The following is a 14406-nucleotide window of genomic DNA, read 5'->3' as shown; positions in this document are numbered from 1 at the left end:
CCGTGAGGATGACAGACCACAATCCCGCTGCATAATCCGCCGGATTACGCCATAATAGCGCCCTTCGTCGACCACCACAGAGTAACCCATGCTGAGTTATCGCCACAGTTTTCACGCCGGCAACCATGCTGACGTGATCAAACACATAGTCCAAAGCCTGATCCTTGATGCGCTCAAGCAAAAAGAGAAACCTTTTGTGTATCACGATACCCACTCAGGTGTGGGCCGTTATGATCTGCAGGATGAACGCAGTGAAAAAACCGGCGAATACCTGCAAGGCATTGCGCGCCTGTGGCAGCGCGACGATCTGCCAGAAGCGCTGGCTTCTTACCTGGATGCCATCCGGGTACTGAATCAGGGCGACACCCTGCGTTACTACCCGGGTTCTCCCAAGGTGGCGCGCGCGCAGCTCCGTGAACAGGACCGCATGATCCTCACCGAGCTGCACCCGACTGATTTCCCGCTGCTGTTGCAGGAATTTCGCGGCGATCGCCAGGTGCGTATCTACAAAGAAGACGGTTTTGCCCGTCTCAAAGCCAGCCTGCCGCCCAAAGAGCGCCGCGGTCTGGTCTTAATCGATCCGCCCTACGAGCTCAAACATGAGTACATGGACGTGGTGAAAGCCATCGGCCAAAGCATCAAACGCTGGGCAACCGGTACCTATGCCGTCTGGTATCCTGTGGTGTACCGCAGCAATATCGACGCCATGCTGGAAGGACTCGAGAGTCTGGGGATCCGTAACATTCTGCAGATTGAACTGGGGGTCGAACCCGATACCGAAGAGCGCGGCATGACGGCCTCCGGCATGATAGTCATTAACCCGCCGTGGAAGCTGGAAAGTCAGATGGCTACCCTGCTGCCCTGGTTACAGTCTGTGATTGCGCCCACCCGCGGCCACACCACACTGCGCTGGGTGGTGCCGGAATAATCCCTGCTGTTTGCTGATATCCGGTGCACAGCCAGGCATGGCCTGTGCCGGATTAGCTTGCTCCCCCTGCGTCCCGGCATCAATATCCCCACCGATTCCACGGCAAAGACGTCAGTTTCGCCGAACCTAGCATCTGAAGGCGACTTAGGTATACACTGTCGTCCAGCTAAGATTTCACAGCATAGAGAGAAGAGTCATGGCAACGCATTTTGATTACATCTGTATTGGTGGCGGCAGCGGCGGGATTGCATCAGCTAACCGCGCAGCAATGTACGGCGCAAAAGTGGCGCTGATTGAAGCCAAAGCCCTGGGCGGCACCTGTGTCAACGTCGGTTGTGTACCGAAAAAAGTGATGTGGCACGGCGCTCAGATTGCAGAAGCCATGCATCTGTATGCCAAAGATTACGGCTTTGACGTGGACGTGAAAAACTTCAACTGGTCGACACTGGTAGAAAGCCGTGAAGCCTATATCGGTCGTATTCATCAGGCTTACGACAATGTACTGGGCAAAAACAAGATTGAAGTGATCAACGGCTTCGCTAAGTTCGTGGATGCCAAAACCATTGAAGTCAACGGCCAGCACTACACTGCCGATCATATTCTGATCGCCGTCGGCGGTGAGCCGACCATTCCGGACATCCCGGGTGCAGAGCACGGTATCGACTCTAACGGTTTCTTCGAGCTGACCGAACAACCCAAGCGCACTGCTGTTATCGGCGCCGGTTACATCGCGGTAGAAATCGCTGGTGTTCTGAGTGCACTAGGTACAGATACTCACCTGTTCGTGCGTAAAGAATCGCCACTGCGCAGCTTCGATCCGCTGATTGTCGATACCCTGGTTGAAGTCATGAACAGCGAAGGCCCGACCCTGCACACCCATTCAGTACCAAAAGAAGTGGTCAAAGAAGCCGATGGCACTGTGACGCTGCATTTTGAAAACGGCGACTCACACAATACCGACCTGCTGATCTGGGCCATCGGTCGCAACCCTGTGACACACAAAATCAACCTGGAAGCGACCGGTGTTGCAACCACAGGCAAAGGCTACATCAAAGTCGATGAGTACCAGCAGACCAACGTGCCGGGCATCTATTGCGTGGGCGACATCATGGACGGCGGCATTGAGCTGACCCCTGTGGCCGTCAAAGCGGGCCGTCAGCTGTCTGAGCGCCTGTTCAACAACAAGCCAGACGCCAAAATGGACTACAAGCTGGTGCCAACCGTGGTCTTCAGCCACCCGCCCATCGGCACCATCGGCCTGACGGAGCCGGAAGCCATTGCGCAGTACGGCGAAGAGAACGTGAAAGTGTACCAGTCCGGCTTTACCGCTATGTACACAGCCGTTACCAGCCACCGCCAGCCTTGTAAAATGAAGCTGGTCTGCGCCGGTCCGGAAGAAACTGTGGTCGGCCTGCACGGCATCGGCTATACCGTGGACGAAATGATCCAGGGCTTCGGCGTTGCCATGAAGATGGGCGCCACCAAAGCCGATTTCGACAGCGTAGTCGCTATCCACCCAACCGGCTCGGAAGAGTTTGTGACCATGCGCTAATCCGTAAGCTCACCTGCACGGCTCAGATACAAAAGACCAGCACAATTGCTGGTCTTTTTGTTTTCACGTGACCTCAGCGCTGTTCCAGCATGACGGCCGTTGAATTACTTTCATAGATTCCGGCAAAGAGACTATGTTGGTCATGTCGTGACATTCACTCGCATGAATCTTATGCCATTCTGAACGTTAATCTGCAAACTGAATGTATTGCTTCAACACTTTTTCAATATGAGGAAAGTCTGATGCCTTACATTGAAAACCAAACCAGTAGAGGTTATACAATTTCTGGTCATCAAAACTTGGAATATCGCACATCAATGTATAAATACCCCATTGATAAGTATCATCTAATTCAGAGCATGTATTTCGATAAGTAAAGCTTTCCAGGAACGGATACACTAATACCTTCGGTTGCTTATGAAACTCCGTCATTTTAAACGACAGCAAGGCAAAGGCCCCTGCACCAACAAAGGCCATCGGCCCGACCATCAGGGCAGCAATCACGCACACCAGAATACCGATATAGGCCATTCCCCGCGTCGCCTTGTAAAAAATGTCCGGTACCCGTTCTGTTTTCTGAATAATGATGCCTTTGGGGGTGATTTGGCCTTTGTAGTCGTAATCGGGATAGAACAGAAAATAACAAACGGGGAAAAACATCAATACCCCTCCGCCACACAGTAATAATAAAAAATCATTCGGATGTAGATAGTTCATCACACCAACAAATATGATTCCTGCACCACCTACAATCAAAGTGCCGAAAAGTTTAACTTTCGTTCGCAAGACACATTCCCACTAATGCACCACCTCAGCCTCCAGTACTTGCTGGTGTTGCTGCTGTTTATACTCTTCCGTGTATTCGGGTAAAGATGTTGTCGTCGCCATGATGAAATATCCTTACCGTAATGAACTGCGACCTTCAGTTACTTTCACCACATCAATATACTGGCGTAATATTTCATCTATTTCTGGCAATTGCTCATCAGTACAGCTAAATGCAACTTCATAGACACCATAAATCGGAGTTCTTAAAAAATCTTCCACGCCATACCCATGAGTACACACTGTGTATTGATAAAATGATTCGTACCCCATGTATCGGTATTTTTTGTCTCGAACAAATGAAATGACCTCAGTTTGAGCCTTTTTATGAAACCCTGTCATTTTAAACGACAACAAAGCAAAAGCCCCGGCGCCGACAAAGGCCAACGGCCCGACCATCAGGGCAGCAATCACGCACACGACAATGCCGATATAGGCCATGCCCCGCGTCGCCTTGTAGAAAATGTCCGGCACCCGTTCTGTTTTCTGAACAATGATGCCTTTGGGGGTGATTTGACCTTTGTAGTCGTAGTCGGCATCGAACAAGAAATAGCTGACAGGAACGAAAATCGCGACAAAAATAGGCCACATATATAAAAAGTTGGTATCGGTGCTCAAATAATACGAAATACCAAAAACAACACTAATCCCACCAACCATAAATAACGGTAAATGATGCTTATCCTGATGACGAAGCACACACTCCCATTCATGCACCACATCAGCCTCCAGCACTTGCTGGTGTTGTTGTTGCTTATACTCTTCCGTGTACTCGGGTAAAGATACTGTTGAAGTCATACGTCCTCTATTATTACTGAAATCAGTTGATGACCGAGCATATCGCTTGCCTGGCCATCTTTCATCACATCCGATTGTGCCTGGAGCTGCGGATGCACCTGATATTTATAAGACTGTGCCGTCTGCTGTGATTCGGCAAAGGGGTTATGGTTGTTCACCACAGTAAACACCATGATGGTATCAATACGCTCTACCCAGATAGGGATATCCAGTACCAGAGCCGGCACCTGGTGTTCATCCCATTCCCAGTCGCCCCGTGCGATATCCTGTTCGGTCAGCTGATAGGTAAAAGCATCAACTTTGGTAGTTTTGTAATAGCCCTCGTAGACCTCCCGCTCCCGCAGTCCAGAGACAGTAACGCCGACCTCAATACGCTGCCCGGGACGTTGCTGCGGAAAAGTGAGCTTCAACTGCTGCTGAAAAGTATAAGGTAAAGGCGCATAAGGGGAGGCAACTTTGCCCGGCAGTTGCCTGGCACTTTTGACCACCGCCTCAATTTGCGGCTGATTGAGAATTTGCAACAGCGCCTGATATTCCGTTTCTGCTGTCCAGTCGCCTTTGGGTTCTGCCCCCCAGATACTGTTGCGCAGCCAGTTTTCCAGCGGGGATTGTTGCAACGCATTGATGATCACGGACACGGCCAGGTAAGCGATCCCCAGCCAGAACCAGGCTGCCACCATCCAGCCTTGGAGTGCAGCCCCAATAGCGATTCTGTTAACTAAACCCCTTCCACTTTGAAAAGCTAACGCTAACCATGTAAAACCTTGAGCATATAAAATCACACTCTTCGTATACAGGAGACCTTTTTCCACCATGAAATCAGCTTTCTCAGCATCCTGCCAGGTTCGGTGGGCTTCCCACCCCGCCGCGACAACGCCCAGCATGCCTGCCAGCATGGAGCGCTGAAGATAGCTTTTAGCAAGCTTCCCGATATCAGCCCCATGATTAGAGTGAATATAAGATAAGGAGCGATTAAGAATTTCACTATGCTGCTTCACCCTATCAAACGCCAACCCGCGGAAGATCTCGCTGGTGGCATGCATCAGCCAGGCGGTGCTGAAGCCGACCACATGGCGCTGGGTATTGACATCGGCGTTAGGTGTCGAGGCAAGCGTCTCTTCCACTGCGTATTGTTGGGCGACCACGTTAATGGCATTAAGAAACGCCACAATAAAATCCAGCCGGCCGAGCCGACTGAACCCCTGATTGGCCCGGTCCAGAACACTGTTGAACGCCTGCAATTTTGCGCCGTTGAAACTCTCGTATACTCCAGGTGCCTCGGTGACCATCTGCGCGACCCGGGTTTCCATCTTCTGCTGTTTCAACTCCAGCGCTGTCCGGTTCGGAGAGTCGGCGGGCATTCGCTTGAGCTGCTCATCCAGCGACTGCCACTCTGAAACCGCCCCGCTCAAGCGCTGACGAAACGCCTGGCTGGTCTCCTCAAACGCCGGATTCAGGCCGATTTTGCCCTGAGAGATCTGCGCCAGACTCCAGGTCATCGCCGCGACATTGAAGCCACTGCGGAAACCACCTTTTTTCATGGCGATCCCTAAATAGGTAAAGTATCCCTTCTGAAATCCCATGCCGGCCGTTTTTTTCACCGCTTCAATGGCGCTGTCAATCAAACCGCCCAGCGGCACCACCATAGAGAGCGTTTTTTGATAGAGTGCCGAGTCTGTCCCCACGCCAAACCCCAGCACACTGTTCAGGCCGGCCACCACACCAGTTACAGGCACAGACTCACGCTGCAGATCCAGCACATCACTTTCTTTCACCAGTTCATCAGCTTTGGTGTAGAACTCCGCCGAGAAAAAGGACGTTGCCAGTGCCATCAGATTATCCGGTGTCTCCTGCACCAGCGCCTCGGCCAACTTCTGCTGCATAGCAACATCGCTGGCGCTGCTGTTGAGCGCCGGCAGGATCTCCCCGAAGAGCTCCATCAGATAAGCCATGTGATCGCTGTACAGCATGTCCAGCCCGAGACGCATCGGCTCAGTCCCCAGTCTGGGCAAAGCGGCTAACAGCCGGTCAAAGGCGCCGGGAATCGCCGCATACGCGCCCGCCTGCGACGCCAGATAGGCTTTATAAAAGGTATCCAGCCCGTCCCAGTTTACCTGTGAGTGAGCTTTTCGCCGTTCGGTATATTCCTGCACATAGTCTTCAACCCCGAAAAAGCCCATGGATTCCAGCTTGGCCTGCGCCTTGAGACTGGCCTGTTTGTATTGGTTAAGCAACTCAAGCCTGGCTGACAAAGTATTATCTGGTCCCGTATGCAGTATGGGGATCTGATACTGATATTCCAGACAGGTATCCAGTGCGCTTTCAAAATCAAGCCATTGCTCCGGCTGGATTGCCGGCATTTTATCTTGCGGGATCGACACCCGAACCATAGAGCGAATCGCTTCTGCCAGCACCACTTTGCGATGGGTTTGCTCGTCGGGCGTGGTGGTCAGTACAGGTTCCAGCAGGGCAAGATAGAGATCGCTCAGATCGGCCAGCGGGTCGTCCAGGGCCACAATCTGCTGCCCGTGCGCGGACGGTGCCTGATAGGTGTAACTGGCCAGTGTCTTTTTCGGCGGGACATGAATAAAGTCGTTCGGTTTGCCGGGCTCACCTGTCAGCGGCGCGCAGGTTCCGGCAAAGGGATCCTGCCCTTCGACGTTCACATCGGCAACAGCACATTCCACTATGGCGACATCAGCGCGATGACAGTGTGCGCCAGATGTAGTCAGATCGACCTTGCGCAGCCAGTTGTCGCGGGCTTGGGCGTCGGTGAGATAAAAATTGCAAACGCGATCTGTCCAGCGCTTCACAGAATAAGCCAGGTAATACAGGCTCGCCGTGGCGCAGAGAATATGGCTTTTGGGCGGCTGAGGTTCTGCCGCTGCGCGCGCTTGTGCCGTATGGCCTTCTACCCGGCGAAACTCCCCTTGCTCAATCTTGTACTCTTCCAGCTGCCACGCTTCCGATTCCGGCAACGGACGCAAGGCATACAGCCAGCCATCACGGATCTGCCGCAGAGTGTAGGGTGTCTCTGCTGACTGGAAAATCCCCCCGGAAAATACCTCTGTGTCCTGAATGGGGTGTAAGCCCTGCCCTTTTTCGTTCAGGGCATCAATGGCGTAACGCACCGGAGAAAGGGCCGTAAACTGACCTGCGTCCGCTTCCGCCACTTTCACCACAGGAAAATCGGCTCGCTGCTGGGACGCACTGATGGCGAATACACCGTCTGCCAGCATCATTGCCGCAGCCGGGTAGGCGACATCCTGTCCATGGTTGTAAATTCCCACAGATTCAAGGTAAAGCGCACTGCCAATACTCAATTGTGTTTCTTTACCGCGCCAGAATGGGTTGAGCGACAGTAACGTCTCCAGCGTCATCTGGTGCTGCTCTGCGATACCGGATAAGGTCTCTCCTTCCGCCACGGTGTGCTTTTGACGTTGCCTGCCATTTTCTGTCAGCGGGATAATTTGCTGCATGTCCAGCTTCACGCCATGCTGATCCAGAAATACGGTATCGACACTTTTGATGACGTCGTCGGTTAAGGCTTCCTGACTATAAAGCAGGTATTGATCCTGAACCGTCTGACCGTTTCGCTGCCACAAGGCGAGGATGAATTCCAGCGGACGATCAATCGCAGGCTCAGGATACATGGCTTCCGGACGACTCTGGGTGACCTGAAAGCGAGGATAAGTCTCCCCCATACAACGGTATTCGCTGATCAGTCTGCCTTCCAGAAAATGATAGAGGTAGCCTTTGGTCGGCAGCCCCAGCTGCTCTCCCATCTGAATCGCCGGGCGCACAGGTACAAAAGCTTCCTGAATCACTGCGGCAGACTTGTCGTGCGGCAGAACGCCATCCGCCCCGAGAGTGACCAAAGGACTGTCGCGCCAGCTCGCCCTGAATGTCTTCTCTTCCTGCTTGCTGACCTCACACGACACATGGGTATGCTGGCCCTGCGCTTTCTCAGACCATTGTGAACGCGTACCTTCTTCCGCCGTTTGATTCAGTTGCAGTGACAGATAAGGTTTGACGTATTGCCGATATAATTCCGCCCGACAGGCAAACGCCACAGAATAGGCATAGGCCGGCGCAGGATCTGTTTCTGCAACGGGTTCCGGCTTAGCGCTAAAAATAGAGGTATCTAATGGCTGATAAGCAGCTTTGATAAAACGTTTGGTCGGTTTGATATCAGACGGCATGACGAAAGCACCACGAACAAAAAGTCTCTATTTTAAGCGGCACACGGATTATGCGCATTTGGCATTATGTCGGAAACAACTATCAAAACCACAGCCAGCACTGGCAAAACAACTATTTATCTTGTTTTGCGCTCAACATCACAGTCTCTAACCGCGCTATCTGGTGCCGAAATAACACCATCGCCACCGTGACCCGAGCGCCGCAAGCCATTACAATCACCAAACCACTTTATCTTTATCAATCAGGTGTCTGCATGGCCCATCAGCTCGATACACTGGATCTCAATCTCATGCGCTTGCTCAAGGCGGTGGTTGATCACAAGAGTATTAAAGTTGCGGCAGCGCAGCTTGGGATATCTCAGCCCAGCGCCAGCCGTGGTGTGGCCCGATTGAAGACCACATTCAACGACCCGCTGTTTGTGCGTAAGCCTCACGGTGTGGAGCCCTCTCCTATGGCACTGCGCTTGGCTGAAGAGTTCGACAACATCCTGGCCCCCATTGCCAAGGTGCTGCACGAGTTTGAGGATTTCAGTGCGCTGGAGTATGACGGCCAGCTCTCGCTGGTCATCGACCCGTATCTGCTGGATGAGCAGGGAGCACGCTTGCTGAGCGGCTGTTACCGGGCCTTTCCCCGTGCAACCTTTTCCTTTTCCAGCTGGAACAGTAACAGTCAGGGGGAAATGCTCGAAGGCATGCATGATTACTGCATTCTGGATCAGGAAACCGAGCTGTCGAATGACATCTATATGCGCCCGCTGTTTACGGAAAAGCGCATGATACTGGCCCGGCATAACCACCCGAGCCTGTCGCTGGATAAAGACAGCAACGACTGGGAGGCGGTCGCGCAATTGCCGATTGTGTCTCTGCCGGCCCCCGCGTCATACAACCCGCTGTGTACCGTGGAGTCTGAATATCAGCGGATGGGCTATCAGCCGAATGTCTTGCTCAAAACCTACAGTTTACGCGTCGCTGCCGAGATGCTGCTCAATACCGACGCCATCATGTATGCCAGCAAAAGCTCCATCCGGCTTTTTCCGGATCTGGTGGCCTACCCTATGCCTGCGGTCAACCGGGAGTTCAGTGACTTTGTTATCTCCGGCGGTTTTTTACAGACCAACAGAAATCACCCCATGCATCAGCATTTACATCGTATTGTAAAGAACCTCTTCAAACACCCGCTCTGAGCTACCAAGAGATATTCAAAAATGAATATCTCAATTACCTGTCCAGACCCAGTGCCACGGGCTAAGCTAGCCTTACTCCATAACATTTTACTGCACAGTCAATAAAAGTACGGTTTCAGCGTTTTTCTCCCTGCTGGCGGGATGTCATGTCCTTCGATGTTATGCATTTAATTAAATTCATTTAAAGGTGAATGATGTTTCTTGCACGAATCTTTCTGCTGCTGGCGATTGCCTCTGAGGTCGCCGGTACAAGCACCATGAATCTCATCGGCCCGCAAGGTGCGCTCTGGGGCTATGCGGTTATGTATGTATTGATCACTGTGTCTTACTACTTCCTCTCGCTGGCGGCGAAAAAAATTGCCATAGGCGTGGCGTATGCGATCTGGGAGGGACTGGGCATTACCCTGATCACTTTGGTATCCCTCTTAGTGTTTAAGGCTGACTTGAACAGTCAGGAACTGCTTGGCCTGGGCCTGGCCGTGGCCGGTATTGTAATGGTGACGCTGGGTGAGGCAGAGTCAGGCAAGCGTGCCAGTCAGCCTGATACCTCAATGCCGCGCGCTGCCTCTGCCGCTACATCTGCCAGGAGTCGATCATGAATCAGTTCTTTACCCTGTCATTCGGTTTTGTGGTGCTGGCGGCGTTGGTCGACATTGCCGCCAACATGGCGCTGACCCGTTCGAACGGTTTTAAGCACAAGTTCTGGGGAGGCTTGTCCATCGCACTGGTCTTGTGTGCCTTTACGCTGCTGGCTCAGGCCGTGAAAGAGATTGATTTAGCGGTGGCTTATGCGTCGTGGGGTGCGATTGGAATTCTGGGCACAGCCATTGGTGGCTCAGTCTTATTTAAGCAGCGTCTGTCTCCACTCGGCTGGGCCGGTATTTTTGTGGTGATTGCTGCGGTGATTGTGATGAAAACCGCTTAAAGATGAAATGCTTGAATCAATAAAACCCAATAGCGAGCAATAATAATTCTCGCTATTGGGTGTTATCAAAAGTAATTAGGGTTGAACCGCAGTCACATAGGGGTCCCAGTTAATTTCTTTAATCAACTGATCATCTTTAAAAACTTGTACCCAGAATGTATACGCCGCTTTTTGCTGAGTGCCCGGATTCGGGCGGCCCGGTAGTGTGGCTGTCGCCTGAACATACGGCATGTAGGCGGTCTGGCGAACAAAGGGCACATTGACACTGTCGTTCATCGGAATGCCGTCTTCCTGATAGACATAGACTTGTGTATTGCCCTGATAAGCCGACCAGCCTTTGATCAGGGTACTATTCCATTCGTGTTCAGCATCAATCAGGACTGAATAATGGCTGCCATCTTCCGCGATACTCACTTTCGGAAACGCGGCCCAGCGAATCACATCGCCATTATTGACCTTGATACTCAGCTCATAAGAACCCTGTGAGTTATCGATGACCAGGCTGGGATCAGCAAACATCTGCACCGCTTGATAGCCTTGTGCACCATTTTCAATGGCTTCGCAATCGATGACAATTTCAACTTTATTAATACTAGCCATGACGTTGTTCCTCATATTTTAATGGTAACGTCCCTTTTCATCGCACGGAACAGAAGAATAAGTACGATAAAAAAATAGCGGGAACGATAAAATAAAGATCGACTCTTTATTTTTTTATTTCGCCGTTAAATGAAGATTCACTTCATTGCTTATGAGACTAGCTAAGATTCTGGGGAATTCTACCGAAGATAAATAAAGCAGTAATTATTTTTTTATTTCTTTTCAATTGATTATAAACACCCGCCAATATTGTTTTTATTTTTGGACTCAACACTAGCATTTCATGTAATAAATATATTTGTCATATACACAGCCCGCCAAATTGATGACGGGCTGCGCGTGATGCATTTCCGGGTGATTACATAGTAAAGCCGAACTGCAGGGCCGCACCGTAGTTATTGTCCTGGCCGTATTGCAGTGCCAGATCAACGGCAACGACGCCAAACGGACTCAGGCCGATACCGGCACTCATGGTATCTTCTGCCGCATCCGTCAGGCTCAGACTATAACCGGCACGGAACTGCACCCAATCCCAGCCGTTCAATTCCATACCCAGACGCGCATATTGCGTCGCCAAATCAAACTCTTTGAAATATTTCTGCTCCGTCAGATCCACGTCAGCGGCAGCGGTAAACCAGCTGTTGCTGTATGCCACACCCAGTGTGTACTTAGGCTCGACCAGTAATGTCTTGCTGGTAAATTTACCCGGCTGACCTGCTGGGGAATCCGGTGTGTTGGTTTCCAGCTCCTGCTTGAACAGATTACGGCCACTGAAACCTAGGGTTACCGTCGGGATCGGCTGATACGCCAGACCGATGTCCAGATTGAAGGCAGTATCATCCTGATATTCGTTTTCAAATTCGAAGTCACTGTTATCAAACTGGCTGACGGTATTTTGAAAGCTCACGGCAATCAGCTGCTGGATCTTAGGTGAGATGCCCACAGACACCTTCTGCTCCGGCAGGGAGACTGTGGGCAGTTCGAAAGATTTGCCCATGGTTAAACCGACATCGACAATGCCCCCGGCAATACCCAGCACATCAGACTGAAGATTGTCGAGATCCGGCGGATTCGAGCCATCCACGCCGGCCAAATCATCAGGATCTATGTTGGCCTGAGCCAGGCTGACGATCTGCGCCTGAGTGAACAAACTCATGCTCAGATGACGATTAGGAACAGCAACGGCTGCCCCGATACTGATATCGGCCTTAAGTTTGCCTTCGTCCATGGCCATCAATGCCGCTTTCCACTCATTGATCAGGGAATCAGACACCGGGCTGCCGCCACTATTATTTATCGCCATTTCCAGATCATCATTCACATCCTGGAAGTCCTCGACTTTCTGATTGAGGTCATCCGGATCATGAATACTGATGCCCACAGCGGGTAATAACACGCCAAAATCATCGGTCTGATTGTAATGGGCCACCAGCGCCGGATTATAAAAACTGGCCGTGAGATAATTCGCCGATGCCACGCCTGTGCCGCCCATGGCAACACTGCGTGCATCCGCACCGTTTACCGCCGCTTGAGCTGACAATGTACTGAATGACAAAGCCGTAGCCACTGCCAGTGTGAGTCCCTGCAATTTTATATTCATAAATATTAGTATTTTTCTGCCGTGAATTTGTCAAAAAAGTAATCAATAAGCGCACATTATATAAGCGACTATTCGCTTAACAATAACAACATCAATAACAGTGAAGTGCTGCACAAATCTTGCCAATGGCTAATACCAGCGAAAAATGTAATGCAAGATATATCATTGTTAAACGTGAGTAACTTATCATAACGTCTATTTTACAATGCATAATTAGATGATTCTTTCAGAGAAGTATTCCATTGCAGTGATAAAAAATGTAACCTTCGACTCGATTATATTAATAATAACTGCATGTTCATGCTGAGAATATTCACTCAACTCAGCATAAAACACGTTGTATCAGTTACTTAAAGGTCAATCATGTCAGAACAAGTGATAACTGGCGCAAAAAAACGTAAAGCGCCTTGGCTCATGTTTATTCTGCCATCATTCATCGGTGTGCTGCTGTTTATGGCACCAATCACCGTAGGTGGAGAGATAACCATCCCTATTGCCTTGATGGCAAAAGCAATCCAGAACCTGTTTGAAGGTAGCCTGACGGCCATCGTCACCACCGTCATAACTTTGACAGCACTGTGCTCGACTCTGGTCCGCCTCACCAAACCCCGTTTTATTGAACGTAAACCTTTTATTGCCAATCTGTTTAAGCCAAGCCTGCCTTGGTACATCGTTCAATTGCTGGGTGCCGCCTTTGCCATTCTGACGTTTTTTAAAGTCGGTCCGGCTGCTATTTTTGACGGCAATACCGGTGGTCTGGTGCTGAACGACCTGCTGCCCGTGCTGTTTGCGGTATTCCTGTGTGCGGGCTTTTTCCTGCCCCTGCTGACAAACTTCGGTCTGCTGGAATTCTTCGGAGCAATGCTGACCAAAGTGATGCGTCCGCTGTTCAACCTGCCGGGCCGTTCAGCGATCGACTGTCTGGCATCCTGGCTGGCCGACGGCAGTGTCGGTGTTCTGCTGACCAGCAAACAATACGAAGAAGGCTTTTATACCAAACGTGAAGCGGCGGTTATCGGGACTACCTTCTCTGCGGTTTCTATTACTTTCAGTCTGGTAGTGATCTCTCAGGTTAAGCTGGAACACATGTTCCTGCCTTTCTACGCCACTGTGTGTCTGGCGGGTGTGGTCGCTGCCATTGTTGTTCCGCGTCTGCCGCCTCTGAGCCGCAAGCGCAATGAATATGTGTGCGGTACACCGGCCGATGCCAATATGGATGCCCTGCCTGACGGCCATACTGTACTGAGCTATGGTCTGGAAAAAGCCTTTGAGCGCGCCAATAAAGTCACCAGCTTACGTAAAGTAGTGAATGACGGTGTCAAAGCAGCTGTCGACATGGTGTTCGGTGTCCTGCCTGTGGTTATGGCGATAGGTACCCTGGCACTGCTGATTGCCGAAAACACGCCTGTGTTTGACTGGCTGGGTAAGCCGTTTATCCCGTTACTGGAACTGCTGCAAATCCCGGAAGCTGCCGAGGCATCGAAAACCATAGTGGTTGGTTTTGCCGATATGTTCCTGCCGGCAATTCTGGCTGCGGACATTCAGAGTGATCTGACCCGTTTTGTGATTGCGGCACTGTCTGTCACACAGCTGATTTATATGTCTGAAATCGGTGCTCTGCTGCTGGGCAGCAAGATTCCGGTGAAAGCCTGGGAACTGTTCGTGATCTTCATTCTGCGTACACTGGTCACCCTGCCGGTTATTGCGCTGATGGCTCACCTGATTTTCTGAGATCCGTCTTAAACACGGCTCATGAAAAAGCGGCTGGAAACAGCCGCTTTTTTTATACCAG

11 protein-coding genes are annotated in these 14406 nt (G+C 51.1%); 6 read left to right on the top strand and 5 right to left on the bottom strand.

Going from position 1 to position 14406, the window contains the following annotated elements:
* Positions 1-88: 88 nt before the first annotated feature.
* Both D6M16_RS19830 and gorA read left to right on the top strand, forming a co-directional pair.
* Positions 89-928, top strand: a complete 840-nt coding sequence (locus tag D6M16_RS19830) for a 23S rRNA (adenine(2030)-N(6))-methyltransferase RlmJ (RefSeq protein ID WP_120513638.1) — start codon at positions 89-91, stop codon at positions 926-928.
* 196 nt (positions 929-1124) lie between these two features.
* Positions 1125-2480 carry a glutathione-disulfide reductase gene (gene gorA / locus D6M16_RS19825; protein WP_120513637.1) on the top strand — a complete coding sequence of 452 codons (1356 nt, stop codon included), beginning with the start codon at positions 1125-1127 and terminating at the stop codon, positions 2478-2480.
* Between the two features lie 186 nt (positions 2481-2666).
* On the opposite strand, the gene D6M16_RS22745 is transcribed toward gorA, so the two are convergent.
* The 3 genes from D6M16_RS22745 to D6M16_RS19810 form a co-directional block, all read right to left on the bottom strand.
* Positions 2667-3266: a hypothetical protein gene (locus tag D6M16_RS22745; RefSeq protein WP_120513636.1), complete on the bottom strand. Its 600-nt coding sequence runs from the start codon at positions 3264-3266 to the stop codon at positions 2667-2669.
* 114 nt (positions 3267-3380) lie between these two features.
* On the bottom strand, positions 3381-4103 hold the full coding sequence (locus tag D6M16_RS19815) for a hypothetical protein (RefSeq protein WP_120513635.1): 723 nt from the start codon (positions 4101-4103) through the stop codon (positions 3381-3383).
* On the bottom strand, positions 4100-8305 hold the full coding sequence (locus D6M16_RS19810) for a LysM peptidoglycan-binding domain-containing protein (protein ID WP_120513634.1): 4206 nt from the start codon (positions 8303-8305) through the stop codon (positions 4100-4102). The genes D6M16_RS19815 and D6M16_RS19810 overlap by 4 nt, the downstream gene beginning before the upstream one ends.
* 254 nt (positions 8306-8559) lie before the next feature.
* Here D6M16_RS19810 and D6M16_RS19805 point away from each other — a divergent pair, with 254 nt between their 5' ends.
* The 3 genes from D6M16_RS19805 to mdtI all read left to right on the top strand — a co-directional run bounded on the left by D6M16_RS19805 (position 8560) and on the right by mdtI (position 10414).
* The gene (locus D6M16_RS19805) at positions 8560-9489 is read left to right on the top strand and encodes a LysR family transcriptional regulator (RefSeq protein ID WP_120513814.1); all 930 of its coding nucleotides are present in this window, start codon (positions 8560-8562) and stop codon (positions 9487-9489) included.
* Between the two features lie 194 nt (positions 9490-9683).
* Positions 9684-10088 carry an SMR family transporter gene (locus D6M16_RS19800; RefSeq protein WP_120513633.1) on the top strand — a complete coding sequence of 135 codons (405 nt, stop codon included), beginning with the start codon at positions 9684-9686 and terminating at the stop codon, positions 10086-10088.
* Complete coding sequence (gene mdtI, locus D6M16_RS19795) at positions 10085-10414, top strand: multidrug/spermidine efflux SMR transporter subunit MdtI (protein ID WP_120513632.1); 330 nt, start codon at positions 10085-10087, stop codon at positions 10412-10414. Before D6M16_RS19800 ends, mdtI begins: the two co-directional genes overlap by 4 nt.
* 75 nt (positions 10415-10489) lie before the next feature.
* On the opposite strand, the gene D6M16_RS19790 is transcribed toward mdtI, so the two are convergent.
* A complete protein-coding gene (locus tag D6M16_RS19790) occupies positions 10490-11014 on the bottom strand; it encodes an AidA/PixA family protein (protein WP_162941115.1) in 525 nt (174 codons plus the stop codon).
* Between the two features lie 358 nt (positions 11015-11372).
* Complete coding sequence (locus D6M16_RS19785) at positions 11373-12614, bottom strand: conjugal transfer protein TraF (RefSeq protein WP_120513630.1); 1242 nt, start codon at positions 12612-12614, stop codon at positions 11373-11375.
* Positions 12615-12977: 363 nt separating this feature from the next.
* Here D6M16_RS19785 and D6M16_RS19780 point away from each other — a divergent pair, with 363 nt between their 5' ends.
* Complete coding sequence (locus D6M16_RS19780) at positions 12978-14345, top strand: YjiH family protein (RefSeq protein ID WP_420812267.1); 1368 nt, start codon at positions 12978-12980, stop codon at positions 14343-14345.
* Positions 14346-14406: the final 61 nt, after the last annotated feature.

It is taken from the genome of Photobacterium salinisoli, assembly GCF_003614885.1.
GTDB classification, from domain to species: Bacteria; Pseudomonadota; Gammaproteobacteria; order Enterobacterales; family Vibrionaceae; genus Photobacterium; species Photobacterium salinisoli.
This window is presented reverse-complemented; position numbering and strand designations above follow the sequence as displayed.